This window comes from Burkholderia lata (assembly GCF_000012945.1).
Lineage (GTDB): Bacteria > Pseudomonadota > Gammaproteobacteria > Burkholderiales > Burkholderiaceae > Burkholderia > Burkholderia lata.
Genome location: NC_007511.1, coordinates 1,813,215 through 1,839,067 on the forward strand (window position 1 = coordinate 1,813,215; position 25,853 = coordinate 1,839,067).

Annotated in this window: 23 protein-coding genes; 8 read left to right on the forward strand and 15 right to left on the reverse strand. The window is 67.8% G+C overall.

The window, feature by feature from the left end; translation table 11 throughout:
- Position 1: 1 nt before the first annotated feature.
- Genes BCEP18194_RS30740 through tssJ form a run of 3 tightly spaced genes read right to left on the reverse strand, consistent with a single transcriptional unit; the run spans position 2 to position 3,270 of the window.
- The gene (locus BCEP18194_RS30740) at positions 2-1,324 is read right to left on the reverse strand and encodes a DotU family type VI secretion system protein (protein WP_011355196.1); all 1,323 of its coding nucleotides are present in this window, start codon (positions 1,322-1,324) and stop codon (positions 2-4) included.
- 15 nt (positions 1,325-1,339) lie between these two features.
- Positions 1,340-2,758, reverse strand: coding sequence for a type VI secretion system baseplate subunit TssK (gene tssK, locus BCEP18194_RS30745; RefSeq protein ID WP_011355197.1), 1,419 nt, complete (start codon positions 2,756-2,758; stop codon positions 1,340-1,342).
- Positions 2,755-3,270 carry a type VI secretion system lipoprotein TssJ gene (gene tssJ / locus BCEP18194_RS30750; protein ID WP_011355198.1) on the reverse strand — a complete coding sequence of 172 codons (516 nt, stop codon included), beginning with the start codon at positions 3,268-3,270 and terminating at the stop codon, positions 2,755-2,757. The genes tssK and tssJ overlap by 4 nt, the downstream gene beginning before the upstream one ends.
- A gap of 630 nt (positions 3,271-3,900) precedes the next feature.
- Between tssJ and BCEP18194_RS30755 the strand changes: the two genes are divergently transcribed.
- Positions 3,901-4,287, forward strand: coding sequence for a TssQ family T6SS-associated lipoprotein (locus BCEP18194_RS30755; protein WP_027791608.1), 387 nt, complete (start codon positions 3,901-3,903; stop codon positions 4,285-4,287).
- Positions 4,288-4,331: 44 nt separating this feature from the next.
- Positions 4,332-5,789 carry a type VI secretion system-associated FHA domain protein TagH gene (tagH, locus tag BCEP18194_RS30760; protein WP_011355200.1) on the forward strand — a complete coding sequence of 486 codons (1,458 nt, stop codon included), beginning with the start codon at positions 4,332-4,334 and terminating at the stop codon, positions 5,787-5,789.
- A gap of 54 nt (positions 5,790-5,843) precedes the next feature.
- On the opposite strand, the gene BCEP18194_RS30765 is transcribed toward tagH, so the two are convergent.
- The 8 genes from BCEP18194_RS30765 to BCEP18194_RS30800 all read right to left on the reverse strand — a co-directional run bounded on the left by BCEP18194_RS30765 (position 5,844) and on the right by BCEP18194_RS30800 (position 15,769).
- The gene (locus tag BCEP18194_RS30765; protein WP_011355201.1) at positions 5,844-7,322 is read right to left on the reverse strand and encodes a sensor domain-containing diguanylate cyclase; all 1,479 of its coding nucleotides are present in this window, start codon (positions 7,320-7,322) and stop codon (positions 5,844-5,846) included.
- A 401-nt stretch (positions 7,323-7,723) separates the two neighbouring features.
- Entirely contained in the window at positions 7,724-9,169 is a 1,446-nt protein-coding gene (locus BCEP18194_RS30770) for an NAD-dependent succinate-semialdehyde dehydrogenase (RefSeq protein WP_011355203.1), read from the reverse strand.
- 152 nt (positions 9,170-9,321) lie between these two features.
- Positions 9,322-10,620, reverse strand: a complete 1,299-nt coding sequence (locus tag BCEP18194_RS30775; RefSeq protein ID WP_011355204.1) for a c-type cytochrome — start codon at positions 10,618-10,620, stop codon at positions 9,322-9,324.
- A gap of 15 nt (positions 10,621-10,635) precedes the next feature.
- Entirely contained in the window at positions 10,636-12,858 is a 2,223-nt protein-coding gene (locus BCEP18194_RS30780) for a xanthine dehydrogenase family protein molybdopterin-binding subunit (RefSeq protein ID WP_011355205.1), read from the reverse strand.
- A 1-nt stretch (position 12,859) separates the two neighbouring features.
- Positions 12,860-13,315: a (2Fe-2S)-binding protein gene (locus BCEP18194_RS30785; RefSeq protein WP_011355206.1), complete on the reverse strand. Its 456-nt coding sequence runs from the start codon at positions 13,313-13,315 to the stop codon at positions 12,860-12,862.
- Between the two features lie 133 nt (positions 13,316-13,448).
- Entirely contained in the window at positions 13,449-13,748 is a 300-nt protein-coding gene (locus BCEP18194_RS30790) for a putative quinol monooxygenase (RefSeq protein WP_011355207.1), read from the reverse strand.
- A gap of 107 nt (positions 13,749-13,855) precedes the next feature.
- A complete protein-coding gene (locus tag BCEP18194_RS30795) occupies positions 13,856-14,914 on the reverse strand; it encodes an NADP-dependent oxidoreductase (RefSeq protein ID WP_011355208.1) in 1,059 nt (352 codons plus the stop codon).
- A 234-nt stretch (positions 14,915-15,148) separates the two neighbouring features.
- On the reverse strand, positions 15,149-15,769 hold the full coding sequence (locus tag BCEP18194_RS30800; RefSeq protein WP_011355209.1) for a TetR/AcrR family transcriptional regulator: 621 nt from the start codon (positions 15,767-15,769) through the stop codon (positions 15,149-15,151).
- 307 nt (positions 15,770-16,076) lie between these two features.
- Between BCEP18194_RS30800 and BCEP18194_RS30805 the strand changes: the two genes are divergently transcribed.
- Positions 16,077-17,648 carry a hypothetical protein gene (locus tag BCEP18194_RS30805; RefSeq protein WP_011355210.1) on the forward strand — a complete coding sequence of 524 codons (1,572 nt, stop codon included), beginning with the start codon at positions 16,077-16,079 and terminating at the stop codon, positions 17,646-17,648.
- A gap of 131 nt (positions 17,649-17,779) precedes the next feature.
- Here BCEP18194_RS30805 and BCEP18194_RS30810 read toward each other — a convergent pair whose 3' ends face one another.
- On the reverse strand, positions 17,780-18,802 hold the full coding sequence (locus tag BCEP18194_RS30810; RefSeq protein WP_011355211.1) for a DNA-binding protein: 1,023 nt from the start codon (positions 18,800-18,802) through the stop codon (positions 17,780-17,782).
- A 237-nt stretch (positions 18,803-19,039) separates the two neighbouring features.
- Here BCEP18194_RS30810 and BCEP18194_RS30815 point away from each other — a divergent pair, with 237 nt between their 5' ends.
- The 5 genes from BCEP18194_RS30815 (at position 19,040) to BCEP18194_RS30835 (ending at position 22,590) form a co-directional block, all read left to right on the forward strand.
- A complete protein-coding gene (locus tag BCEP18194_RS30815) occupies positions 19,040-19,537 on the forward strand; it encodes a papain-like cysteine protease family protein (protein ID WP_011355212.1) in 498 nt (165 codons plus the stop codon).
- 163 nt (positions 19,538-19,700) lie between these two features.
- On the forward strand, positions 19,701-21,158 hold the full coding sequence (locus BCEP18194_RS30820; protein ID WP_011355213.1) for a HAMP domain-containing protein: 1,458 nt from the start codon (positions 19,701-19,703) through the stop codon (positions 21,156-21,158).
- Positions 21,155-21,802 (forward strand): response regulator transcription factor, encoded by a 648-nt coding sequence (locus BCEP18194_RS30825; RefSeq protein WP_011355214.1) that lies wholly within the window; start codon positions 21,155-21,157, stop codon positions 21,800-21,802. Before BCEP18194_RS30820 ends, BCEP18194_RS30825 begins: the two co-directional genes overlap by 4 nt.
- A gap of 198 nt (positions 21,803-22,000) precedes the next feature.
- The gene (locus BCEP18194_RS30830) at positions 22,001-22,372 is read left to right on the forward strand and encodes a DUF4156 domain-containing protein (protein WP_011355215.1); all 372 of its coding nucleotides are present in this window, start codon (positions 22,001-22,003) and stop codon (positions 22,370-22,372) included.
- A 2-nt stretch (positions 22,373-22,374) separates the two neighbouring features.
- Positions 22,375-22,590, forward strand: a complete 216-nt coding sequence (locus tag BCEP18194_RS30835) for a hypothetical protein (protein ID WP_041493307.1) — start codon at positions 22,375-22,377, stop codon at positions 22,588-22,590.
- Between the two features lie 15 nt (positions 22,591-22,605).
- On the opposite strand, the gene BCEP18194_RS30840 is transcribed toward BCEP18194_RS30835, so the two are convergent.
- From BCEP18194_RS30840 to BCEP18194_RS30850, 3 genes are all read right to left on the reverse strand, one after another.
- The gene (locus BCEP18194_RS30840; protein WP_011355216.1) at positions 22,606-23,934 is read right to left on the reverse strand and encodes an MFS transporter; all 1,329 of its coding nucleotides are present in this window, start codon (positions 23,932-23,934) and stop codon (positions 22,606-22,608) included.
- 66 nt (positions 23,935-24,000) lie between these two features.
- A complete protein-coding gene (locus BCEP18194_RS30845; RefSeq protein WP_011355217.1) occupies positions 24,001-24,888 on the reverse strand; it encodes an isocitrate lyase/PEP mutase family protein in 888 nt (295 codons plus the stop codon).
- Positions 24,889-24,896: 8 nt separating this feature from the next.
- Positions 24,897-25,787 carry an amidohydrolase family protein gene (locus BCEP18194_RS30850; RefSeq protein ID WP_011355218.1) on the reverse strand — a complete coding sequence of 297 codons (891 nt, stop codon included), beginning with the start codon at positions 25,785-25,787 and terminating at the stop codon, positions 24,897-24,899.
- Positions 25,788-25,853 lie beyond the last annotated feature (66 nt).

Here is a 25,853-nt window from a genome sequence, read left to right on the forward strand (position 1 = left end):
GTCAGTTGGCTCCCTGCGTGGCGCTCGCGCCGACGGCGGCACTGCCGGGCGCCGGCAGCAGCGTGATCTCGACGCGCCGGTTCAGCGCGCGGTTCGCCGGCGAATCGTTCGGTGCGACCGGGTCGAGCGTGCCGCGCCCTTCCGCCGCGAGCCGTTCCGGATGGTCGAGCCGCGCGGCGATCATCCCGCGCACGGCTTCCGCGCGTTCGCGCGACAGGTCCCAGTTCGACGCGAAGCGCGCCGTATGCACGGGCGTGTCGTCGGTATAGCCGGTCACCCGCACGTTGCCGGGCACCTTGTTCAGTGCGTCGGCCACCCGCGCGAGCACCGGCACGTAGCGGTCGATCACCGACGTCGAGCCGGACTTGAACAACCCGTCGCCGCGCAGCACGATCACGCTCCGATCGGCGTCGTCGCGCACCGATACGAGGCCGGCCGCGATCTCCGGTTCCAGGAACTTCGCGATGCGCGGCGCCGGTGCCGGGCGCGGTGGCGCCTGTGCGGGTTGCAGCTTCGGCACGTGCAGCGCGTCGATCGACGCGAACAGCCGATCCGAATGCCCGGCGAGCGCAATGCGCAGCCCGACGAACACGCCGAAGCCGATCAGCAGCGCGAGCGCCACGCAGACCCACAGCGGCACGACGAACCGGCGCGCGACATCGCGCGTGACGACGTCGCGCCAGTGCGGCGACAGCGCCGGCTCGAATTCGCCGCGCACCGAGCGGATCGTCAGCGCGAGCTGGTGGCGCAGCGCGTCGAGCTGCGCATGGCCGTTGTCGAGCACCCGATAGCGGCCCTCGAAGCCGAGCGCGAGACAGAAATACAGCAGCTCGAGCAGGTCGAGATGCTGGCGCGGCTGCTGCGACAGGCGTTCGAGCAGGTGGAAGAATTTCTCGCCGCCCCACGTTTCGTTGTGGAACGACACGAGCAGGCTGTGCGACGACCAGACGCTGCCGCCCCACGGTGTCAACGCGGCGGCCTCGTCGAGCGCCGTGCACAGGCAGTAGCGCGCGCCGATGATCGCTTCCGACGGCACGCCGGCTTCCTGCGCACGGGCCTCGAACTGCCGGATCTCGACGACCAGATGCTCGCGCAGCCACGCCGGATTCGGGTGATGGACGGTCGAGCGGATCTGCGGCACCAGGTTGAGCAACGGATTCGCGGCCGCGACGAGCGGGTTCGTTCCGCTCGCGGCCCAGCGCCCGGGGCGCGGCTGCGTCGCGGTCGGGCCGGCCGCGCCCGCCGCGGCCGGATGCATGCCGCCCGGATTCGGCGGCACGAATCCGCCGGTGCCGGGGGAGATCGAATCGGAGGAGGAATTCATCGCGTCGCCCCGCCCTTACCCGCGTATCGCCCAGAACTCCATCGAGAGCCCAGGGAATTCGCCGGCGAAATGAAAAGCGAGACCACCGGAGCGCGCCAGTTGCTTCCACAGGTCGCTGCCCTTGTCGATCTCGAAGTACGTATGGCCCGCGTGATACGGGATCTGCCGCGGCGCGACCGGCAACTGGCGCATCGTGATGCCCGGCAGCTGCAACTGCACGAGATCGCGGATCCGTTCGACCGGCCCGAGCTTCGCCTGCGCGGGAAACCGCGCGCGCAGGCTGTCGGCCGGCACGTCCGCGCGCACCGCGAGCACGAAGCCGGCCGTGTCGCGCAGCGCCGGGTCGGCCAGCGTCGCGACGCGGATGCCGTTGCCCGCATCGCGCAGCTCGATCTGGATCGCGTTTTGTTCGAGCACCGTCGACAGCGACCGGCGCAGCTCGGTCATCAGCTCCGCGAAGCTCGTGCGCAGGTCGTCGTGGACGTAGACCGCGAGCGACTGAGGGCGCCGGCCGGCCGCCGTGAACGTGCTCAGGTCGCACGCGAGCTTCAGCCAGTCGCAGAACAGCGACTCCGGGTGCGTCGACACGTGCTGCTGCGCATGCCAGGTCAGCGCGAGATAGCGGTTCACGAGCTGCAGCAGCAGGAAATCCGCGACTTCCGACACGCCGCCGCGCCCGGGCTCCGACAGCCGTTCCGCGAGCGCTTCGCTGCGTTGCGTGAGCAACCCGTGCAGCTCGCGCGCATAGGCCAGCAGCACGGTGTCGTGCTGCGCGACGAGGCGCGGCGGAATGTAGCCGTCGTCGACGAGTAGCCGCGCATCGGTGCGCCGTTCGACGATTCGCGCAACGCCGAGCGCGTGCCAGTCGCCGGTCAGTTCGGCCTCCAGCATCAGCCGCACGTTCAGGCGTCCCGTTTGCAGCAGCGCGGGGCCGAGCGCGACCGCGTTCGCGTCGGCCACTTCGTATTCGCGCACGACGTAGCGTGCGACATCGGCACCGCTGTTCGCGCCATTTGCACCGTTCGCGGCATTGCCGCTGCCTGCACCCGCACCCGCGCCGAACGACACCTCCTCGCCGCCGCCGCGCCACAGCGGCAGCGCGAGCACGACGAGCTGGTCCTTCGCATCGGCCGGTACGTCGAGCGGTTCGGGGAGATCGTCCGGATGGGACAGGTCGAACGGCGTGCCGTCGCGCATCACGCCCGACGCGGTGCGCAGCGCGACCTTGCCGAGCGCCAGTTGCTCGCGATCGAGCTCCAGCGTGTCGAAGCCCCAGTAGAAGCCTTGCAGCGGCAGGCAGCGCAACGCGACGTAGCGCTCCCAGTGCCGTTCGAGCTGCTGGAAATGCTGCGGCCGCAGGAACATCCCCTCGGTCCACACCACCCGCTGGCGGAGCGCCGCGACCGGCGTCGCGGACATCGTCGGTTCGGTCATGGGCGCCCCTTCGCATCGTTCAGTGCGATGCCGCCATTGCGTACGGCGATCGACAGCTTCAGTTCGCCCGGCGACGTCTGCCAGAACTTGTAGAGATTGAGCTGCTTTGCGCGCGGCAGCGGCACTGTCAGCCGCCAGCGGTTCTTTTCGAGCATGCGGTATTCGGCGACCACGCCGATCGCGCCGGCCTCGACGTTGCCGCGATAGTGCAGCGTGCGCGACTCGCCCGGCCGCAGGATCACGCGGTCGGTGCCCAGCAGGTCCGCGCCGAGCACGTTTTCCGGCTTGTCCTGCAGCGAGAAGAAGTCCGCGCTGTCGAACGACGACGCCGCGCGGAGCTGGAACACCTTCAGCACGATCGGCGAAGGCTTGCGGTTCATGTCCGGGTTGACGTCGGGCGCGACGTCAACCGTGATCGCATACGGCACCGCCGCGGCGTGCTCCGTCGCACCGCACCCCGGCAACAGCATCACGCATCCCCATACGATGAAACTGCTCGACCGCCATTGCATATTCCACCCTCGCCACCCAATAGCCACGCGCCGGTTTTCAGCTTCGAAACCGGATGATCTGATTGAAAAAGGGACAATTAATTGATCGGTAATTGTGTAACCTGCATATCCATCCATTGCAATCCGTGTCGGCAAATTGTTCTTGTAAAAAGCCGGGTCATATCAATCAGGGTTTTTGAAAGTCGCTTTGGCGAGATGATGGGCAATTGAATTGATGTTGGTAAATTAATGGCAAAAGTTAATCCGACCGGTGCGCATGAGCGGCCCGGTTCTGTGGCGTGGACACCTGTCGGATGGGCACGGGGCGCAAGCCGGCCGGCCGCCGAGCAACGGACGCTCGCGACGCTGGTGGTGTGCCAGGCTATTCGCTTTGCACGAACGGACGGTCCGGTTTTTCGTGCATTGACGCGTGCTGACCAAACAACTGACGAATCCGAAAAACACAGCGAACTATAGGCCGTTTTTCCTGTTTCACAAGCACTGAAATTCGTAGTCGATTCTGTATTCAGGTGGAAACGGATTGGCGAAATGAAACAAAACGTAACAGCCGGTTCTGTGCCGATGATTGGCACTAGAATCCAACAGCGCTTGTGTGCCACCTTCCAATTCCGCCAATCTTTAATTTCAATAATGAAAGGTCGTTCATCGCTCGTTCTTTTCCTCGGCGCATTGTTGCTGGGGGCCGGCGGGTGCAGTACGTCCCCGACACAGTCGGCTGCACGCGCGACGGTCGATAGCGCGCGCGCCGCGTACGACAGCGGCGACTACGGGCGCACGATCGCGCTGCTGAGCCATGCGAAGGAGATCGACGGCGCCGACACCGACACGCAGGTGGCCGCGCACAAGCTCCTCGCGTTCAGCTACTGCGTGACGAACCGCATCACGCCGTGCCGCGCCGAGTTCTCGAAAATTCTCGACCTCAACCCGCGCTTCGACTTGTCCCCTGCCGAGAAGGGGCATCCGATCTGGGGGCCCGCGTTCGAATTCGCGCGCCGCAGGCATGCGTCGTCATCCTGAACGAACCGGCTGCCACGCGAGCGCTTCACCGAGCGACGTATGACATGCAACTGATCGTGATCGAACATGCCGGCGAGCCGGTCGAAAACGACTCCTACGACGCCGTCGTGTTTCATCCGCCGGGCGGCACCATCGGCCGGGCCAGCGACAACCATCTCGTGTTGCGCGACGACACACGGCAGATTTCGCGGCTGCAGGCGCTGCTGCAGGTCGGCGACGACGCGTGCCTGCTAAAGAACCTGAGCAGCGTATCGACGATCGAGGTGAACCGCGAGCCGGTCGGCTATGCGCAGGAGCGCCCGCTCAACACCGGCGACATCATCCGCATCGGGCCGTACGTGCTGCGCGCCGAACGTGACGACGGCGGCGATGGCGACCAGGCACCGGTCATCGACATGGCGACCGGTACCGGCGCGCACGCCGATCCGCAGCCGCAGGCACACGCGTCAGCGGCCCCCGCACAAGCATCGGCTTCGCGGATCGATACGAAAGGCGCCGGCAACCGGCTGTGGGGGCTACTCCAGGATCGTCTCGCGCCGCGCGGCAAGGCGGCGGACACCGGCACACGGCCAGGTGGCCCCGCACGTGCGGACGCCGCCCAGCCGGCGAACCGCGCAGCGCAGACCGTCCCGCCCTCACCCTCGCAGCGCGACTTGAACCAGTTGTCGATCGATCCGCTCGACCTGTTCGCGCAGTCGTCGGGCGATATCGGTACGTCGGGCACGTCGGGCACGGCGTCGCAAGTCGATCGTGGCAGCGCCAGTCGCGAAGCGTCGTCCACGACCCAGGCCGACCATGCGCCCGAGTGGACGCAGCACGTGCGTGTGCAGCCAGCCGCCGCGCGCGCCGCCGATGCGCAGCCGGCCGACGAACCGGCGCCGCATGCGCCGCGCGCGCCGACGCCCGATGAGCTGCTGAGCGCGTTCTTCGAAGGCGCGGGGCTCGATACGGCCGCCGAGTCGCATCAGTGGTCGGCCGAACAGCTGTACATCGCGGGCCAGTTGCTGGCGCTGTTCGCGAACGGCACGGTCGAGCTGCTGTCGTCGCGCAGCATCCTGAAGCGCGAGGTCAAGGCGCACATGACGATGCTGCTCGATCGCGAGAACAACCCGCTGAAGCTGCTGCCGGACGGCGGCGCCGTGCTGCGGCAGATGTTCGGGCTGCCGCTGCCGGGCTTCATGTCGCCGCAGAGCGCGGTGAGCGACGCGTTCCAGGATCTGCACGCGCACCAGATCGGCATGGTCGCCGGCATGCGCGCCGCGTTGATGGACCTGCTGACGCGCTTTTCACCGCAACGCCTGCGCGAGCGCGACGACGCGATGCGCTGGTACGAGAAGCGCGTGCCCGTGCTGTACAAGGCGAGGATGTGGGATCGCTACGCGGCGACCCATCGCGACACGGTGTTCGCGATCGAAGACGATTTCGCGTCGGTGTTCGGCAAGGCGTTCCTGGCCGCGTACGACGCGGAAGTGGAAAGCTACCGCGGCAGCGGCCGGCATTGAGCGTCGGACGGCACGCCCGTCATCGGCAATGGGCGATGCGTGCCGGCGGCGGTGTCAGGTGTCCGTTTCATGCGAGGCAACCTTGTTTCGCCCGGTTTCCTTCGCGTGGTACAACGCCTCGTCGGCCGCCTTGATCACCGACTCGACTTCCCCTTCCTGCTCGGGCGCCCAGCTTGCCACGCCGATGCTCGCGGTGACGCGCCCGAATTCGCTTTCCGCATGTTCGATCGCCAGCCCGTCGATGGCCGCGCGAATCCGCTCGGCGATCTCCGTCGCCCCCGTGGCCGGCGTATCGGGCAGGATCACGACGAACTCCTCGCCGCCATAGCGGGCCGCGGTGTCCGCGGGGCGCCGGATGTTGTCGCCGATGCACCGCGCAACCGCCGTCAGCGCGTCGTCGCCGGCCTGGTGACCATACGTGTCGTTGAAGGCCTTGAAGCGGTCGACGTCGACGAACAGCAGCGAGAATACCGAGCGGGCACGGCGTGCACGGCGCCATTCGAGGTCCAGCACTTCGCCGAACGAGCGGCGATTGTTGAGCCCGGTGAGGCCGTCGGTGCGCGCGAGCATCACCAGCTCGGATTCGGCCCGCATCCGGCGCCGCAACTGGGTGCCCAGCATGAAGGACAGCACGATGAACGCCGCGCCGAAGGTCGCCACCAGCGCGCCGATCGTGATCGCCCGGTGCCGCCACGCGGCGTAGATGTCCTGCTCCGCCTCGGCGACCATGATGATCAGCGGCAGGTGCGGCAGCGTCTTGAAGTAGTACAGGCGGCGCACGTTGTCGATCGTCGAGGTATCGAGGAACGAGCCTTCCGGCGCGGTCAGGAAGTGCCGAAACGTCGCCGCCTTGCTGATGTCGCGGCCGATGGTGTGCACGTCGTACGGCTGGCGCATGAACATGATGCCGTCCGTGCCGACCAGCGATATCGCGCCGTGCGAGCCCAGCGCGAGGCCGGCGAACAGCGTGTGGAAATACTCGAGGTTGACCGCGATCATCACGATGCCGCCGAACGAGCCGTCCGGATTCGACACGCGGCGCGTCAGCGCCACGCTGAGCGAGCCACCGCGCAGGCGGGACGCGTAGGGATCGCTGATGTAAAGCCCGGCGTCCGGATTGTCCCGGTGAACCGTAAAGTACTTGCGATCGCCGAAATTGCCCTGTCGCGGCACATCGTTCGCCGAATCCAGGATGATGTTGCCGGCCGAATCCAGCACGAGCATCGAGCCGAGAAATTTCGCCGTCATCGCGTGATCGAACAGGATGCCGCGCCGCAACGCCGGCGAGGCTGCCATGACGTCCGGCCGCTGCAGGCCCTGAATCACCGCTTCCAGCGACAGGCCGTACAACTCGATATTGCGCTCGATGTCGCGCTCGGCGACGAGCGCCAGATTCCGCGACGTGTCGCGCGCGCGATCGAGCGCGTCGTGACGGCTCTGAAACAACTGCAATATGCAGAGGCCCATTAGCGCGCACGCTATCAAGGTCCCCGCCAGCACAACGTAGTACGGCGCTGCCGACCGCGGATGCATCCGTTTCCTCTCAGGTTAGGCCGACGCTGACGCACCGGTTGTTATGGTTTCTTCTGAATAACCTATACCAAAAAGTGTGACATCCGGGTACGAGGTGCAGTCCGTACTTGCCAGGTTGCCGACGACGTGACCCGAGCGGTGTCGCAGGAATCGTGTTCCGCTCGTGCCGGCACCGGGTGCCGGCGTCGATTCACCGAGGATCGCGGCATGGCGTGGGTCGTTACCGGTGACGGAATCGAAACAATCGATCCGCAGTGACACGCGTATTGAAATACCCGGGTGGTTGCCGTTCGAATGTCCGGCTGGCAGGAAAACCGGCGAAAGACCGGGCGTCCCGCCCGGCCTGCGCCGACCGCCCGCGCGACGCCGACAGCGCCGCGCACGCGATCGATCGACGACCGTCAGACGGCCATCACCGTCACCGACTTCGTGACGAGGTACGGCTCGAGCGCTTCCGGGCCGCCTTCCGACCCGTAGCCCGAGTCCTTCACGCCGCCGAACGGCATTTCCGGCCACGGCGTGGCCGGCTGGTTGATCCACAGCATCCCGACTTCGAGGCGCTGCGTGAGCAGGTGCACGTTCGCGAACGAACGCGTGAACGCGTAGCCGGCCAGGCCGAACGGCAAACGGTTCGCTTCGGCGATCGCGTCGTCGAGCTTGTCGAAACCGCGAATCGCTGCGACCGGACCGAACGGCTCGTTGTTGAACACATCCGCTTCGAGCGGCACGTCCGCGATCACGGTCGGCGCGAAGAAGTTGCCTTCCGTGCCGATCCGCTCGCCGCCGGTTTCGATGCGCGCACCGACCTTGCGTGCGTTGTCGACGACCGACGCCATCGCGGTGAGGCGTCGCGGGTTCGCGAGCGCGCCGAGCGCCGTGCCTTCCTCGAGGCCGTTGCCGACCTTCAGCCCTTCGGCATGCTTGACCAGCGCACGCGTGAATTCGTCGCGGATGCTGTTGTGGACGAGGAAGCGCGTCGGCGAAATGCAGACCTGACCTGCATTGCGGAACTTCGCGCCGCCGGCGGCCTTCACCGCGAGCGCGACGTCGGCGTCCTCGGCCACGATCACCGGCGCATGGCCGCCCAGTTCCATCGTCGCGCGCTTCATGTGCAGGCCCGCCATCGCGGCGAGTTGCTTGCCGACCGGCGTCGACCCCGTGAACGTGACCTTGCGGATCACCGGGTGCGGAATCAGGTACGACGAGATTTCAGCCGGATCGCCGTACACGAGGCCGATCACGCCGGCCGGCACGCCCGCGTCGACGAAGGCGCGCAGCAGCGCGGCCGGCGACGCGGGAGTTTCTTCCGGCGCTTTCACGAGGAACGAGCAGCCGGTTGCCAGTGCGGCGCTCAGCTTGCGCACGACCTGGTTGACCGGGAAATTCCACGGCGTGAACGCGGCGACCGGGCCGACCGGCTCCTTCACGACGGTCTGCTGCGCACCGAGGTTGCGCGGCGGCACGATCCGGCCGTACACGCGGCGGCCTTCGTCCGCGAACCATTCGATGATGTCCGCCGCCGACAGCACTTCGACGCGTGCTTCGGTGAGCGGCTTGCCCTGCTCCTGCGTCATCAGCTGCGCGATCGCGTCGGCGCGTTCGCGCACCAGCGCGGCCGCCTTGCGCATCGTCGCCGCGCGCTCGTGTGCGGGCACCTTGCGCCATGCGTCGAAGCCGCGTTGCGCGGCGGCGAGCGCACGATCGAGATCGGCGATGCCCGCGTGGGCCACCTTGCCGATCGGCTTGCCGGTCGCCGGGTTCACGACGTCGATCGTCTTGCCGCTCGCGGCGTCGACCCACTCGCCGTCGATCAGCAGTTGCGTATCCGTATAAGTCACGTTAGCCATCCAGACACCCCTACATTGCGTCGAAAAACGCGCGCTGCCGCGAACGGCCGCGCGCCGGTTGACAGAAAAAGCCAGGCCGCCGGGGCTGGTACGCACCCGGCGGCAGTGACGGCGGGCACACCGGCCCGCCATCGTTCCGCATGGGGCCGCGCTCAGCGCGCGGCCGCCGTCGCCTTGCGGAGTTTCGCGACGTCCGCCGCCTGCACGGCCGGCGCACCGTTGTTCCAGCCGGCGCGCATGAACGTCAGCACGTCGGCGATCTGCCGGTCGTTCAACTGGTTCGAGAACGCCGGCATCGGATACGCCGACGGCACGCCGTCGATCACGAGCGTCTCGCTGCCGTTCAGCGTCACGTTGATCAGCGACGCGGCATCGGCTTCGAGCACGTTCGGATTGCCGGCGAGCGGTGCGAGCAGCGGCGCGTAGCCGCGCCCGTCCGCGCCGTGGCAATGCAGGCAGTAAGCGTTATACACCTTCGCGCCCGGATCGGCTGCCGGCCGGCCCAGTACTGCCTGCGTCGCCTTCGGATCATAGCTGTACGGCGGCGCGCCCGTGCCGCCCGCCGCCGGCAGCGATTTCAGGTAGCGGGAAATCGCCGCCAGATCGTCGTCGGAGAGCGCCTGCGTGCTGTGGTTGATCACGCTGACCATCGAGCCGAACGCGGTCGCGTGGCGGTTTGCGCCGGTCTTCAGGAACTGCGCGACCTCGGCCTCGTTCCAGCGACCGAGCCCCGTGTTGGGCTCGCCGGTCAGGTTCGACGCGAACCAGTTGTCGATCGGCGCGCCCGACAGGAACGCCGCGCCGCCTTCGTCGAGCGCCTTCTCCTGGAAGCCGACGCCGCGCGGCGTATGGCACGACCCGCAGTGCCCGAGCCCCTGCACGAGATACGCGCCGCGGTTCCACATCGCGTCCTTGGCCGGCTTGTCGGCATAGGGCGTCGTGTCGAGGAACACCATGTTCCACAACGCGAGCGGCCAGCGCATGTTGAGCGGCCACGGGATGTCGGACGGCCGGTTCGCCTGCTTCACCGGTTCGACGCCGTGCATGAAGTACGCGTACAGCGCCTTCACGTCGTCGTCCTTCAGCTTCGCGTACGACGGGTACGGCATCGCCGGATACAGGTTGTGACCGTCCTTCGCGACGCCTTTGCGCAGCGCGCTGGCGAAGTCGGCTTCGGTATAGCCGCCGATGCCCGTCTCCGGATCGGGCGTGATGTTGGTCGTGTAGATCGCGCCCATCGGCGTGACCATCTTCAGGCCGCCGGCGAACGGCGTGCCGCGTGGCGCGGTGTGGCACGCGACGCAGTCGCCCGCTTTCGCGAGATACGCGCCGCGCGCGACGAGTGCGCTGTCGGCCGGCGCCGTCTGCGCGGCATGGGCGGCCGTGCCGGCCAGCAACGCCGACACGGCGAGCAACGACGTGCCGAGCATCTTCAGGGTGAGGTTTCGCATGGTCGTCGCCTCCCCTCAAGCCGTCTTCAGTTGGTCGCCGACGGGCAGCTTGCGCAGCCGCTTGCCGGTCGCCGCGAAGATCGCGTTCGACACCGCCGCGGCCGTCGCGGCCGTGCCCGGCTCGCCGATCCCGCCCGGCGCTTCACCGCTTTTCACGAGATGCACCTCGATCGGCGGCGTCTCGTTGATCCGCAGCATCCGGTAGTCGGTGAAGTTGCTCTGCACGACGCGGCCGTCCTCGATCGTGATCTCGCCGTACAGCGCGCCCGTGATCCCGAAGATGATGCCGCCCTGCACCTGCGCCTCGATCGTGTTCGGATTGACAACCATCCCGCAATCGACCGCGCACACGACACGCTTCACCTGCACCTCGCCGTTGTCCACCGCGACGTCGACGACGATCGAGAAGAAGCTGCCGAACGCGTGCATCACCGAAACGCCGCGCCCTTGCCCCGTCGGCAGCGCCGGGCCGCCCCAGCCGGCCGCCTTCGTCGCGACGTCGAGCACGTTGAGCGCGCGCGGCGTCTTGCCGAGCAGCGCGCGGCGATATTGCACCGGGTCGGTCTTGGTCTGAGCGGCCAGTTCGTCGATGAAGCTCTCGACCACGAACGTGCCGCGCGTCGGGCCGACGCCGCGCCAGAACGCGGTCGGCACGTGGCGCGGCTCCTGGCGCACGTAGTCGACCAGCTGGTTCGGCAGGTCGTACGGCAGTTCGGCCGCGACCTCGACCGCATCGGGATCGACGCCGTGCTGGAACGCCGGCGGCGCAAAGCGCGCCATGATCGACGAGCCGACGATCCGGTGCTGCCACGCGACCGGCTTGCCGTTCGCGTCGAGGCCGGCCGAAATCCTGTCGTAGTAGCACGGCCGGTACATGTCGTGCTGCACGTCTTCCTCGCGCGTCCAGACCACCTTCACCGGTGCGTTGACCTGTTTGCCGACCTTCACGGCCTGCGCAATCATGTCCGTCTCCAGCCGCCGGCCGAAGCCGCCGCCGAGCAGGTGGTTGTGCACGGCGATCTTGTCCGGCGCGAGGCCCGTGAGCCGCTGTACGGTGTCGCGCGCGAACGTCGGTACCTGCGTGCCGACCCAGATCTCGCAGCCGTCGCCGCGCACGTGCACCGTACAGTTCACCGGTTCCATCGTCGCGTGGGCGAGCAACGGCTGTTCGTAGACGGCATCGACGCGCGTCTTCGCATTCGCGAATGCCTTGTCGACGTCGCCGTCCTTGCGGGCGACCGCGCCCTTGCCGTTCGCCGCCGCCTGCGCGAGATCGGCGAACAGATCCTTCGTCGAAACCTTCGCGCCCGCGCCCTCGTTCCACTTCACGACCAGCGCCGACGCGCCGCGCTTCGCGGCCCATGTGTGATCGCCGACCACCGCCACCGCGTTGTCGACGCGCACGACCTGGCGCACGCCGGGAATCTTCTTCGCGGCCGTGTCGTCGACGCTGGCGACCGTGCCGCCGAACACCGGGCTGTTCACGATCACCGCGTACAGCATGCCGGGCAGGCGCACGTCGAGCCCGAACTGGGCCGTGCCGTCGACCTTTTCCGGCGAATCGAGCCGCTTCGCAGGCGTGCCGATCAGCTTGAAATCCGCCGGCTTCTTCAGTGCGACGTCCTTCGGCACCGGCAACTTCGCCGCCGCATCGGCAAGCTGGCCGTACGACGCGCGCCGGCCGCTCGGCGGATGCTGCACTTCGCCGTTCGCGGCGCGGCAGGTGGCCGGATCGACGTTCCATTGCTTCGCGGCGGCCGCGACCAGCAACGTCCGGGCGGTCGCGCCCGCACGGCGCAGCGGTTCCCATGCATAGCGCACCGACGTCGAGCCGCCGGTGAGCTGGCCGCCGAGCAGCGGATCGAGGAACAGCTTCTCGTTCGGCGGCGCATGATCGAGCGTCACGCTCGACAGCGGCACTTCGAGCTCTTCCGCGATCAGCATCGGCAGCGCCGTATAGACGCCTTGCCCCATCTCGACCTTCGGCATCACCAGCGTGACCTTGCCGGCGCGGTCGATCTGCACGAACGCGTTCGGTGCGAACACGCCGGGTTGAGCCGGTTCGGCGGCGTCGCCGCCGATTACGGAACGGCGCGCATCGTCACCCGCGGCCGGCAGGCTGAAGCCGAGCAGCAATCCACCGCCGGCCGCCGCGCCCAGCGACACGCCGAGCCTGAGGAACGAACGGCGTGACACACCTGTGCCGGCCTTACCGGCTTCGATCAGTCCTCGCGACATGTCACACCTCCTTCGCGGCTTGCTTCACGGCCGCGCGAATCCGGTTGTACGTGCCGCAGCGGCAGATGTTGCCGGCCATCGCCGCGTCGATGTCGGCGTCGCTCGGGTTCGGGTTCGATGCGATCAGCGCGGTGGCGGCCATCACCTGCCCCGACTGGCAGTAGCCGCACTGGACGACGTCGAGCTCGCGCCACGCCTGCTGGACCTTGTGGCCGGCCGGCGTCGCGCCGACGGCTTCGATCGTCGTGATCTTGCGGCCCGCGACGGCCGCGACCGGCAGCACGCACGAGCGCGCGGCGACGCCGTCGAGATGCACCGTGCACGCGCCGCACTGGGCGATCCCGCAGCCGAACTTCGTGCCGGTGAGCCCGACGACGTCGCGCAGCACCCAGAGCAAGGGCATGTCGTCGGGGGCGTCGACCGAGCGGGTTTCGCCGTTGATGTTGAGGGTGATCATTCAGCCTCCGGGGCCGGTGTATGGGGGAGGCGACGCGAACGACGCGCCGCGCGGTGTTGTCATTGCCGCCGCGCTGTGCGGCGGGTGCCGTGCGGCCCGGGTGGGAGCGAGCCGCGACGGGAGTACAGCGGGATTACTCGGCGACGTCGATGCCCGACAGCACCTTGATGACCGGCGGCGCGGTGAACCAGTCGGCCGACTTCGCGCGGAATGCGCCGAAATACGGGCTGGCGAGATGTGCGTCGAACGCAGCCTGGTCGTCGTAGATCTCGTACAGGTGCAGGTTCGGCGAGCCGTCCTGCTCGCGGAACAGGTCGTAGCGCCGGTTGCCCGGTTCGGTGCGCGTCTTCGCGACCATGCTGCGCAGTTCCGCCTCGGCGGCCTCCGCGTGTTCGGGTTTCAGGAACAGGGAAGCAATCACGTGAAGCGCCATCTTGTCACTCCTATCGAAACGGAATCGGGAAAGCCGCGCGCCGGCGTCATGTCTTTCATGTCACGCCGGCGTGCGGCCGGTTGTTGCTGCAAGCCGGTACCGTCGTGTCAGGCCAGTTCGTCCGGGCCCACGCGTACGACGACCTTGCCGAAATTCTTGCCGGCGAGCAAGCCGATCAGCGCTTCCGGTGCATCGGCGAGATCGGGGACGACGTCCTCGAGCGTCTTCACCTTGCCCTGCGCGACCCATTCGCTCATGTCCTTCATGAACGTCGCGTAGCCGGTTGCATAGTGATCCAGGATGATGAAACCCTGCATCCGGATGCGCTTGCGCAGGATCGTGCCCACGAGTGCCGGCACGCGGTCGCGGCCGGTCGACACGGCCTTGTCGTCGTAGGCCGCGTCGTTGTAATGCGCGATGATCCCGCACACGGGCACGCGCGCGTGGTCGTTGAGCAGCGGCCACACCGCGTCGAACACGGCCCCGCCGACGTTCTCGAAATAGATGTCGATGCCGTTCGGGCACGCTTCCTTCAGCTTCGCGGCAAACGCCGGATCGCGGTGGTCGACGCACGCGTCGAAACCGAGCGTATCGGTCACGTACGCGCACTTGTCGGCGCCGCCCGCGACGCCGACCACGCGGCAGCCCTTCAGCTTGGCGATCTGGCCGACCACCGCGCCGACCGCGCCGCTCGCCGCCGCGACCACCACGGTTTCACCGGCCTTCGGCTCGCCGATCTTCAGCAGCCCCGTATAGGCGGTGAAGCCCGGCATGCCGAGCACGCCGAGTGCGTACGACGGATGCGCGAAGTTTCGGCCGAGCGGAATCAGGTCGCGGCCGTCGGACAACGCATAGTCCTGCCAGCCGGCGCCTGCAACCACCAGGTCGCCTTCGCGGAACGCCGGCAGGTTCGACGAGACGACCTGGCTGACGGTGCCGCCGACCATCGGCTGGCCGAGTTCGGCCGGCGCCGCATAGGACGGTGCGTCGCTCATCCGGCCGCGCATGTACGGGTCGAGCGACAACCAGACCGTGCGCAGCAGCACCTGGCCGGCGCCGGGCGTCGGCACCTCACCGGATTCGGTGCGGAAGTTGCCCGGCGTCGGCGCGCCGACCGGGCGCGAATTCAGGATGATCTGGCGATTAGCGGTCTTGCTTTGCGGCATGTGAGCCTCCGTCAACAGGAATGGACGTGCTTCGTGGGCACGATCGGATCAGGGATGGACCAGCGGGAGACGCACGCGGGCGGCAGCATCGGCGCTCAGGCCGGCGCGGCTGCATGCGTGCGGTTGAATCAATCGGGACAGCGTAACGCGGCGTGGCACGTTCGTCATACGCGGTTGAGTAGACCAGTCGTCTAGATTGAGGGTAAAAACAAGGCGCGCCGATGCGCGCCTGGGTTACGACTGCACTCCGCTCGGTTCGAGCGGCGGCAGGTTCAGCATGCGCCGCGTTTCGACCATCGCCCTTTCGAGCGGCTTGCGGTTACGGTGAATCTTTTCCAGCAGCGTTGCGCCCAGCCACAGCTCGTAGAGGATCGCGGCCGTATGCGACGGATCGGCAACCCCGCTCAGCGAACCGTCGGCCAGCCCGGCCTCGATGCCGCCCGCGAGCCGCTCGATGATCTGGCTCGTGCCGTGCCGCAGCACCGTGCGCATCGCTTCCGACAGGTCCGACACTTCCGCGCCGAGCTTCACCGCGAGGCACTTGCCTTCCGGATCGTCCGCGCATTGCGTGTGCAGCCAGTTGCGCCAGTACGTCATCAGGCGCTCGGCGCCCGTGCCGGACTGACGCTTGAGCAGGTTGTCGAGATGCTCGAGATAGCCGTCGAAATACGATTCCAGCAGCGCTTCGCCGAATGCCTCTTTCGAGCCGAAGTAATGGTAGAACGAGCCCTTCGGGATGCCCGCCGCAGCGAGAATCTCGTTCAGGCCGACCGCCGAAAACCCCTTGTGGAGCATGATCGGCTTGGCGATATTCAGGATGTGCTGGCGGACTTCCGCGCCTGAAGATGCATTCATGATGGCGTATGGTAGCAACGATTAGACCGGTCGTCTAGTAACCTCGAACCGGCATGTTGAGCGGCACTTTACCCGATCCCCGCCGGGTACCCAAACCGCGCGCCGGCATTCCTCGTTCCTGTCCCGCCCTGCTGCGTGCGTGGCGTCACACGCACGACTCGGTTTCGTCGCGGGCGTTTCATCGATTTCCCGCATAAATACGCGCGGCGCATGTGCCGGCGATCGAGTCATTTCGGCCGGCATTGCACACGTGTGCAATGCGCCGGAACGTCGTTGTCGCCTCCCGAACCCGTGACCAGGAACGCCCATGACCGCTTCGAAACCCGAACGCCCGTCCGCGCCGCACCGCCGGCGCTTCATCCAGCGCGGCGCCGCGCTGACCCTGTCGCCGCTCGTCGGCACGCTGGCTGCCTGCGGCGGCGACGGCAACCCGACGTCCGCGTCGTCGTTCGCTGCCGCCGGCACCGCGGATGCGTCTACCCGCAACTACGGCATTGCCGACCGCTCGATCACGATCAATGTCGTCAATGCGATCCCGTCGACGACGCTCGCGTACGGCAATGCGGCGAGCCAGAGCGGCTCGCTGCCGCAGGCGTCGCAAGCGCAGGTCGCGACCGGGCAATCGACTGCCGTCAGCGCGTCGAACAGCTGGGGCGACTGCACCGGATCGTTCAGCCTTGCCGGCGGCGACGCATCGTTTGCGATTTCGTACACGCATCCGTTCGGGTCGCAACCGACCACCGTCAGCGTCACGCCGTCGGCCGGCTACGTATCGGGCGCCGACGCCGCCACGTTTCCCGGGCACGACTCGGTCGCGAATCTCACGCTGTATCGCGGCGTCGCGACCGCGAACGGCGCGTGGGTCGTCCCGCTGTCGCAGCTCGCGACGCCACCGGCCAACAACTGCCAGGATTTCGCGAACAGCATGTTCGGTAGCAACGTGCGCACGGCCGCGGCAATCCAGTCCGCGTATCAAGGTACCGGCCCGCTCGGCTACGTGCCGCCCGCCGACTTCACCGGCGGCCAGCTCGCGGGCTTCGTCGCGCAATGGGTGCAGCGCTGGCAGAACGGCGCGGCCTATGGCGTACTGCCCGCTGCCGATGCTCAGCTCATCGACGCGCTGAAGCAGTATGTGTCCAGCGCGTCGAACGCCGGCCCGTTGGCGATGTGGGTGCCGCAGATCGCGTGGCAGGCCGGCTCCGATCCGGCGGTGTTCGCGCTCACGGGCTATCGCGCGTTTCCGTTCGTCGATGCGCAGGGCAACTGGATCGCGGGCACGCTGTCCGCGTTCCTGACGCTGCTCGCGGCCGGCTCGCATATCGTCGCGATCAGCGCGACGAGCGACCTGCCGACGGGCGTCACGATGCAGGCGTTCGACAGCTTCATGGGCGCGAGCGGGCTGACGACGTCGACCGATATCGGCAACTCGCACTACGCGTCGGTGTTGAACACGACGGGTCGCTATTACCTGAGCGTCGGCAGCGATTTCGCGCCGGCAAACTGCGGGCTGATCCTGTCTTTCCTGTATGGACGCACGGTGAACAACCTGCTCGCGGGCGCCGGCACGTACAACACGTTCATCCAGCTCGAGGGCTGGCAGGCGGGCGGTTCGCGGCACAACGCCGACTATGCGACGTATCAGCAGACGCTGTGGAATATCTCGACGTACGGTGCGTCCGCGTATAGCGAGAAGCGCGCGACGTCGATCTTCCTCGCGCCGGCCGGGTGGACGCCGCAGGTCTATCAGACGACGCGGATGATGCCTTACGTCGGTGCGTATGCGCAGTCGAACGGCTCGCCGCAGGGCTGGTTGAATACGTCGCTCGTCACGATTCCGGCGGACGCGCCGGCGTTGCCGTCGCGGTATGTGTCGAGTTGATTGGTATTGGTAGGTGGGTGGGCGATCGGGGGTTTGGTCGCTTGCCTGCTTCAGGCTTCAGGCTTCAGGCTTCAGGCTTCAGGCTTCAGGCGTGCGTCGCCTTCGGTTGACGCACGCTGGCGGTTTCTCCGTCAACGCGGCGGCGCTTCGTCTGCGCGCTTTCGCGTGCGCGCCCTCCGCTCGTCCCGTTGTGCGGCTGGCGCCGCCTTGGCGCCACGCAGCGCCGACCGGCGCGAGAGCGCTGTCATTTCGCGCCGCAGCGCATCGAGTTCCTTGCCCCGTGCGGCATCGGTCGCCTGCGCGCCGTCGAGCTGCCCTTGCAGCACGCCGCATCGGTGCAGCGCGTCGCCGAGCTGCGCCTGCAGCGCAGCCCCATCCTTGCGCTGCTGCGCATCGCGCTGCTCCGTGCGCAATGCCACCACATCGAGTTCCTTCTGTAGCCGCGCGGCCGCGAGCCGCTCGCGATCGATCTCCTGAAGCGCCCGCTTCTCCGACGCGCGCAAGCGTTCCTCGGCCCGCCCGGCATCGTCGCGCAATCGGTCGAGCTGGGTGGTGAAATCCGCGCGTGCCTGCGCGAGTGCACGGTCGCCTTCCGCGTTGTCGGCCGTGAGGCGTTCGATATCCGCTTGCAGCGCTTGCCGCGATGCGTCGTCCGCCGCCCTCACCTGCTCCAGTTCCTGAATGCGCACCTGCGCGGCCAGCAGGGCGGCCGTGCGTTGCTCCAGCGCGGTTTCGGTGCGAGCCAGTTCGGCCTGCAGCACCGCGACTTCCGCCTTCGCCGCCGTCCGCTCGGCTTCGACTTCGGCGCGCAATGCGTCGAGCGCGGCTGACGCGTCGGCGCTTGACCGACTCCATAACGCTGCAACCAGCTCACCGGCGGCCGCCTGCAGATCGGCGGGCAGATCGGGATGCTCGATGCGCACGCGACTCTTTTCCCGCAGCTCGGCCCAGAACTCGCCGAGGACGGCCGTCGGCGTGCTCATGCTGCCCTTGCGGACGAGTTGGTACAGGCGGTTCGCGGTAGGCGTGATGCCGAAGCGGAAGAACAGCAGTGCGCAGGCTTCGCGATACAGCTCGCGAGTTTTCGGGAAGTCGGCCTTGAGACGCTCGATTTCGGCGGTCAGGCGGGATTCGTCGGCAGCGAGATCGGACATGGCGGGGTTGGGTCGGTGATTTCGTAAATAATATAACGTAAACCGTTAAATATCCAATCCTCAAAGTCTAATAATTTGACATTATTTCTATAATGTCGAGATTGACGCATATCGCTCCGGTACTGCGTGTAATCGATCGGCGCCCACGATCCGTGCGCATGCCGCCCCTCTCGACGAGGTTGTCCTCGCGCCCGATTCTTCATACGCTTATGGATCACTCCTGCCTGGGGACCCGAAATGGTGGACGTCAGATTGAACGTGCCGATGGTCGATCAGAGCGGCGTCAAGAAGACCAAGTCAGGCTCCAAAGCCCTGAAAAACGCGTGCTGGTATGCGGCGGCGTGCATGGTTTCGTACTTCCATCGCCCCGGGCCGCGTCTGGGCATTCCGGCGCTATGGCGGGCGGACCAGGGGCTCCCCTCGTCCAGGATCCCCGACTTGTGCGCGGTCGAAGGACTCATGGCGCTCAATCAGCCGACGGTCATTACGCCCGAGTGGCTGGCCGCGGTACTGACGGAGTTCGGTCCAATCTGGGCCGCGGGGAAATTCCTGGACAGGCCTGACGAGTCCGATGACGAAATCGGTCACGTGATCGTCATCACGGGGATCAGGCATGGCATGGTTCACTACAACGACCCGGAGGGGCCGCCCGTGCGGACGATGCTTCTGTCGACACTCGATACCGGTCGGCACACACCCGACGGACTGCTGGTGAAGCGACCGGACTGTTATTGAATCCATTGCGGGCGCCGATCCACCCTCCCGGCGAAAACGCCCCTGCAACCGCGTCCGAAAACCGTCAACATTGCGCAATTGAAAGCCGGTTGCGCTGCCTTGCCGTGTCGTCGGCATCCATCCGGTGCGTCCGTCAAGAAAACAGAAGAACGAGGAGCCCGCGTTGCGCACATTCCGGATCGGCTTCCGAGGCTTGTTCGTCAAGCTCGTGCCGACGTTCATTGTCGTGGGGTTCGTGGCGATGGTGCTGTCGTCGGTGCTGACGAGCGTGCTCTGGCGTGCGCATGCCGAAAGCGATATCCGCCGGTTTCTCGGCAACCTCGACCGCCCTGCGCTGGCCGCTGCGACCGGCACCGTCGACCTGCGTGACCCGGTTGCGTGCCGCGCGGCGGCCGACGCCCTGTTCTGGCAGATCGCACGCGTCGGCGCACGCGACGTGATGGATTTCGCGCCGATGATGGGCTTCTTCGGCGCCGGTCGGCTCCAGGTGCGCATTGCACGGCCGGACGGTGCCGGATGCGCAACCGCGCCGGCCGCGTCGCCGCTGCTGTCCGACGCGTTCTCTGCTGCTTCAACCAATCTGGCCGCGCCCGACACGATGCTGCGCCGCGATGGCGACTGGGCCATCGTCACGCCCGTCGCGCTGGCGGGCGGCGCCATCGCGCAGATTGGCGTCCATTACTGGCCGGGCTGGCAACTGCACTACGAGATCGCCGACGATGCGTCGGCGTACGACCTGATACGCACCGTGCTGTATCTCGGCGCGATGGGCGCGAGCTTCGCGGGGCTGCTGGTCTGGTTGCTGGTGCGGCGCGTCCGGCGGATGACGGCTGCGGCCGATCGCTGGGCGGCCGGCGACCTGTCGGCGCGGATCGCCGACCAGTCGCGCGACGAGCTCGGCGAACTGGCCGCGCATTTCAACCGGATGGCCGATGCGCTCGCGCGTGCGTTCGGGATGCAGAAGGCGCTCGCGGTGTCGGTCGAGCGCACGCGGATCGCGCGCGACCTGCACGACACCGCGAAGCAGCGCAGCTTCGTGCTCGGCCTCAAGCTGACCGAGCTGGAGTACGAAGCGCAGCGCCACCCCGACCTGTTGCCGACCGTCGGTGCGGCGCGGCGCCTGGCCGATCATCTTCAGCAGGATCTCGACAACGTGGTGACCGGCTTCAGCCTGCCCGCGATCGCTGAGGACGGCCTGCGGGCAGCCGTTTCGCAGGCGGTGCACGACCTGCTGGCCGGCTCGGGCATCGACTGGTCGCTCGATCTGCCGGAAAGCACCGCGCATGCACTCGACGCCCACCCGTCAGCCGCGCACGAACTGCTGATGATCACGCACGAGGCCGCCGCGAATGCGTTGCGCCATAGCGGCTGCCGCCGCATCGACATCGCGTGCGAACCGGGCGACGCCGTGCGTGCCTCCCCCGGTACGCCGGCGTCGCGCTGGCGCTGGGTCGTGCGCGACGACGGCAGCGGCTTCGACCCGGCTGCCGTGCCGGTCGGCATGGGTCTCGGCAACCTGCGCTGGCGCGCGGATGCGCTGCCCGGCGGCATGCTCGACATCGCGTCGGGCGCGGACGGCACGCGCGTGACCGTCCATTTCAATCCGATGGAGACGGCATGACCACCATCCTGATTGCGGATGACCACGCAGTCGTGCGCGAAGGCATCCGCGGGCTGTTGCGGCTCGATGCGTCGTTCGAGATCGTCGCGGAAACCGACGACGGAACCTCGACGGTCGAGCAAGTGCGGGCGCATCGTCCCGACGTGCTGCTGCTCGACCTGATGATGCCCGGCATGGGTCAAGCGGGCGTGCCCGCCGCCATTCGCGCGATCCGGGCAGCCAGCGCCGACACGCACATCATGGTGCTGACGTCGTCGGACGACGATGCGCTCGCCCTCGCCGCGATCGACGCCGGCGCCGATTCGTTCCTGCTGAAATCGATGCGCGGCGAGCGTCTGCTGCAGGCGATCCATGCGGCCGTCCACGGCGAACCGACGCTGCACCCCGGCATCGCGCAGCGCATGATCGGCGCGTTGCGCAAGCCGCCGCTCAGCCCGTTCGCCGCGCTGACCGCGCGCGAACTGGAGGTGCTGCGCTGCCTGGCAGAAGGCGGCAGCAATGCGCGCATCGCCGCGACGCTCGGCATTACGGAAAAAACCGTCAAGACGCATCTCGGCAACGTGATGTCGAAGCTGCATCTGTCCGATCGCACGCAGGCCGTCGCGCTCGCGTGGCGGGAGGGGCTGATGGCGCCGAAGGCCTGACGTTCGCTGGCGGCAGCGCTTCCCGCTCTCCAACCTGCATTCCCGCATCGCGCAACCCGCCTGGGCGATACGCACCGTCTGCGACTTTGGTTGCATCCTTTGCGGCCCGAACGCACGACCTTCGCCCGATGTGCCGACGCGTCGGCGCCCCTAAAGTGGCGCTGTCGCGCGATCACGCGCATTCGAAACGGCGGAAACATGAGACCTGTCTGGCTGCTGTTCCTTCCTGCCGCGCTGGCAGCGTGCGCGCCGCTCGAGCCTTCCGCTGCCAGCCGCGACGTGCGCATCGTCATGCGCGACCCCGGCGGCACCTGCCGTCACCTCGGTGACGTGACGGGCAGCCAGGGCAACTTCCTGATCGGCGGCTTCATTCCGGACACGACGCTCGAAACCGGCGCGCGCAACGACCTGAAGAACCGCGCGGCCGCACTCGGCGGCAACGTCGTGGTGCTGCTCACGCAGCGCGGCGTGCAGAGCGGGAGTTTCGACGGTAGCGAAGGCGGTTATCTGCGGCAGACCGGCGTCACGCTGACCGGCAGCGTCTATCGCTGCCCGGGCGCCGGAGCGTGACGATGCGCCTCTTTGCAACCCTGATCTGGAGCCTCGGTGTGTCCGGCTGGCTGCCCGGCTGCGGCCGCGATGGCAACGAAGCGGTCATGCCCGGCGGCTTGCCGGCGCCGCCGCCCGGGATGCAGAGCGCCGCGTCCTGGCCGGACGATACGCCGGAAGCGATTGCCGCCCGCACCGTGACGCCCGCCGCGCCACTCACGGCGCAGCAGACGCAGTAACCCACCGGTGCGGGATCAGCGCGAAGCCGGCGCGGCGACTGCCGGCCGCGACGCGCGTTCGCGCTTTGTCGGATGCGTCTCCGGCATCCGCCAGTACACGAGCAGCGAGATCGCCGCGCACGCGGCGACGTACCAGAAGAACATCGTCTCGTTGCCACTTGCCTTCAGCCGCAGCGCGACGAATTCGGTCGTGCCGCCGAGGATCGCCGTCGTCAGCGCATAAGGCAGCCCGACCGCCAGCGCGCGGATCTGCGGCGGGAACAGCTCGGCCTTGACCAGCATGTGCACCGACGTGAAGCCGCTCAGCACGACCAGTCCCGCGAATACCAGCGCGAACGCCGCAAGCGGCTCGTGCACGTGCCCGAGCGTCGTGAAGATCGGCACGGACAGCAGCGTGCCGCCGATCCCGAACCACAGCAGTACCGGCCGGCGGCCGACGCGGTCCGACACGAGGCCGAACAGCGGTTGCAGCGGCATGTACAGCAGCAGCGCGGCGGTGCAGATCCAGGTCGCCGTTTCCTTGTGCAGCCCGACCGAATTGACGAGGTACTTCTGCATGTAGACCGTGTACGTGTAGAACGCCACGGTGCCGCCGACCGTGATCCCGATCGCGAGCAGCAGTTCGCGCCAGTGGGCCGCGAGGTCGGCCGTCATGCGCGTCTTCGCCGCGCGCGCCCGGCTGGCGATGAACGCGTCGCTTTCCACGACGTTGCGGCGCATGTAAAGCGCGAACAGTGCGAGCACGCCGCCGACGAAGAACGGAATCCGCCAGCCCCAATGTTCGAGGTCGTGCGTGCCGGCGAAGATCCGCTGCATCACGAGCATCAGGCCGAGCGCGACGAGCTGGCCGGCGACCACGCTCACCTGCAGGAAGCCGACGTAGAAGCCGCGCCGGTCCGGCGGCGCGATCTCGCTCAGGTAGGTTGCGCTGGTGCCGTATTCACCGCCCATGCTGAGCCCCTGCAGCAGCCGCGCGGTGACCAGCAGCGCCGGCGCGAGCACGCCGATCGTCGCGTAGCCGGGCGTGACGGCGATCAACATCGATCCCGCGCACATCGCGAGCACCGACTTCGTCAGCGCCGCCTTGCGTCCGCGCCGGTCCGCATACAGGCCGACGAGCCAGCTCCCCGCCGGCCGCGCGATGTACCCGACCGCCGCGATCGCTGCGGTGTTCATCAGCTGCACGGTCGGCCGGTCGGCCGGAAAGAACGCCGGCGCGAAATAGATCGAGAAGATGCTGTACGCGAGAAAGTCGTACCACTCGATCAGGTTGCCGGCCAGGCCGCCGACGATCGAACCGATGCGCGGCGGCGCACCGGCCGCTCCGTTAGGTGAAGTTGCCACGGGTTGTCTCCTGTCCTGGCGAAGGTGTGCCGGGCGGTCGTCCTTGCCGCCCGTGCGCCGGCGCGATTACGCGCGGTCGGCCCCATAGCGGGCGTCGAGCGCGTCGAAGCGGGCCTTGTCGACGAGCCGCTGCCGTTCGGCGAACGGCGCGACGAGTGCGGGGTCTTCGTCGAGCCGGCCCGTATCGCGCAGCACCGTCAGCGCGGCCTGCATCCCGTGCACCGCGCCTTGCAGTGCTGCGTTCGCATACAGCACCACGCCGTAGCCGAGACGCGCCAGGTCGTCGCGCGAGCGCGTCGGCGTCTTGCCGCCGATCACGATGTTGATGAGTTGCGGCGTATCGAACAGCGCCGGCAAACGCTCGACATCCTCTGCCGTGTCCATCGCCTCGATGAACAGCACGTCGGCGCCCGCTTCCGCATAGCGATGCGCACGCTCGATCGCGTCGTCGATGCCGTGGACGGCAGCCGCATCGGTGCGCGCGACGATCAGCAGGTTCGGGTCCACACGCGCATCGACGGCCGCCTTCAGCTTGCCGACCATCTCGCCGGCCGGAATCACTTCCTTGCCCGCGAAATGGCCGCATTTCTTCGGCAGCACCTGATCCTCGAGCTGGATTGCGTCGGCGCCGCTGCGCTCGAGCGTCCGCACGGTGTGCAGCACGTTCAGCGCATTGCCGAAGCCCGTATCGGCATCGACCATCAGCGGCAGTTCGACCGCATCGCGCACGCGTGCGGTGTGCTCGGCCAGTTCGCCGAGCCCGACGAAGCCAAGATCGGGCAACCCGAGCGACATGTTGGTGACGCCGGCGCCGCTCAGGTACAGCGCGCCGAAGCCGAGATCGGCCGCGACCCTGGCGCTGAGCGCATTGAACGTGCCGGCGACGAGCAGCCCCTGGCGGGCGGCGATGCTGCGCCGGAACCCGGCGCGACGAAGTGCGGTGTGATCGGACATGCAGGGCCTCATTGGTCGAAACGAAACAGGGTTCGCGGCGTATCGCGCAGCACGCGCAGGCGCTCGCCGGGGTCGGGCAGCCAGCGCTCGAGCGCCGCAACCGTCGCATCGAAATCGACGCGCTCGCGATGCTGCGTGTGCGGCCAGTCGCTGGCCCATACCAGCCGCTCGGCTGTGAACGCGGTGCGCAGCGCTCGCGCGGCACCGAATGCATCGATCGCGCCGTCGCCGGCCAGGTTGTTGCGATAGGCAGCCGACAGCTTGACCCAGACGCGGCCGGTATCCGCGAGCAACAGCAGGCGGCGGAAGCTGGGCGCGCGCTCGCCGAGCGCGGGCGACGGGCGGCCGAAATGGTCGATCACCAGCGTGCACGACTGCGCGAGCAGCGGCGCGGTGATCGCATGCAGATCCTCGATGCCGCGATGGATCTCGACATGCCAGCCGAGCGCGTTGATACGGGCGAACAACGCGCGCCAGTCGGGCGCGCCGAAATCCGGGATCGGCAGCCCGACGAGGTTCAGCCGCATCCCGACCACGCCTGCCCGGTCGAGCGCATCGAGATCGCGGTCCGAAATCGACGGATCGACCATCGCGACACCGCGGAAGCGGCGCGGGTAGCGACGCAGCACGTCGACGAAGTAGGTGTTGTCGGTGCCGAGGAAGCTCGGCTGTACCAGCACCGCGTGCGTGATGCCGTGCGCGGCGAGATGCGCGACGTACGCGTCGAGCGACGCGTCGTAGTCGGGCGCATGCCGGACCACGGGTGCGAGCGGCAGGCCGCGCGCAAACACGTGCGCATGCGCATCGATGGCGGCCACGGCCGGGTCCCCCGCATACCACGCGTCCACTGACGACGCGGCCGGAGCCTGTTCGACGAGGTGATTCACGAGACGATCCATGACGAGTCTGCAAGCGGCGCCCGGCCGATGCACTGCCGGGCGATTCGATGGCGTGAGGCGGCGAAC

Bases quoted from the DNA above. Each gene is read 5' to 3' on its own strand.
- BCEP18194_RS30795 (WP_011355208.1), bottom strand. From the start codon at position 14,914: ATGCCGCAAAGCAAGACCGCTAATCGCCAGATCATCCTGAATTCGCGC.
- BCEP18194_RS30800 (WP_011355209.1), bottom strand. From the start codon at position 15,769: ATGAATGCATCTTCAGGCGCGGAAGTCCGCCAGCACATCCTGAATATC.
- BCEP18194_RS30770 (WP_011355203.1), bottom strand. From the start codon at position 9,169: ATGGCTAACGTGACTTATACGGATACGCAACTGCTGATCGACGGCGAG.
- BCEP18194_RS30780 (WP_011355205.1), bottom strand. From the start codon at position 12,858: ATGTCGCGAGGACTGATCGAAGCCGGTAAGGCCGGCACAGGTGTGTCA.
- BCEP18194_RS30835 (WP_041493307.1), top strand. From the start codon at position 22,375: ATGCGCCTCTTTGCAACCCTGATCTGGAGCCTCGGTGTGTCCGGCTGG.
- BCEP18194_RS30850 (WP_011355218.1), bottom strand. From the start codon at position 25,787: ATGGATCGTCTCGTGAATCACCTCGTCGAACAGGCTCCGGCCGCGTCG.
- BCEP18194_RS30785 (WP_011355206.1), bottom strand. From the start codon at position 13,315: ATGATCACCCTCAACATCAACGGCGAAACCCGCTCGGTCGACGCCCCC.
- BCEP18194_RS30830 (WP_011355215.1), top strand. From the start codon at position 22,001: ATGAGACCTGTCTGGCTGCTGTTCCTTCCTGCCGCGCTGGCAGCGTGC.
- BCEP18194_RS30775 (WP_011355204.1), bottom strand. From the start codon at position 10,620: ATGCGAAACCTCACCCTGAAGATGCTCGGCACGTCGTTGCTCGCCGTG.
- BCEP18194_RS30825 (WP_011355214.1), top strand. From the start codon at position 21,155: ATGACCACCATCCTGATTGCGGATGACCACGCAGTCGTGCGCGAAGGC.
- tssJ (WP_011355198.1), bottom strand. From the start codon at position 3,270: ATGCAATGGCGGTCGAGCAGTTTCATCGTATGGGGATGCGTGATGCTG.
- BCEP18194_RS30805 (WP_011355210.1), top strand. From the start codon at position 16,077: ATGACCGCTTCGAAACCCGAACGCCCGTCCGCGCCGCACCGCCGGCGC.
- tssK (WP_011355197.1), bottom strand. From the start codon at position 2,758: ATGACCGAACCGACGATGTCCGCGACGCCGGTCGCGGCGCTCCGCCAG.
- tagH (WP_011355200.1), top strand. From the start codon at position 4,332: ATGCAACTGATCGTGATCGAACATGCCGGCGAGCCGGTCGAAAACGAC.
- BCEP18194_RS30810 (WP_011355211.1), bottom strand. From the start codon at position 18,802: ATGTCCGATCTCGCTGCCGACGAATCCCGCCTGACCGCCGAAATCGAG.
- BCEP18194_RS30815 (WP_011355212.1), top strand. From the start codon at position 19,040: ATGGTGGACGTCAGATTGAACGTGCCGATGGTCGATCAGAGCGGCGTC.
- BCEP18194_RS30765 (WP_011355201.1), bottom strand. From the start codon at position 7,322: ATGCATCCGCGGTCGGCAGCGCCGTACTACGTTGTGCTGGCGGGGACC.
- BCEP18194_RS30790 (WP_011355207.1), bottom strand. From the start codon at position 13,748: ATGGCGCTTCACGTGATTGCTTCCCTGTTCCTGAAACCCGAACACGCG.
- BCEP18194_RS30845 (WP_011355217.1), bottom strand. From the start codon at position 24,888: ATGTCCGATCACACCGCACTTCGTCGCGCCGGGTTCCGGCGCAGCATC.
- BCEP18194_RS30755 (WP_027791608.1), top strand. From the start codon at position 3,901: ATGAAAGGTCGTTCATCGCTCGTTCTTTTCCTCGGCGCATTGTTGCTG.
- BCEP18194_RS30740 (WP_011355196.1), bottom strand. From the start codon at position 1,324: ATGAATTCCTCCTCCGATTCGATCTCCCCCGGCACCGGCGGATTCGTG.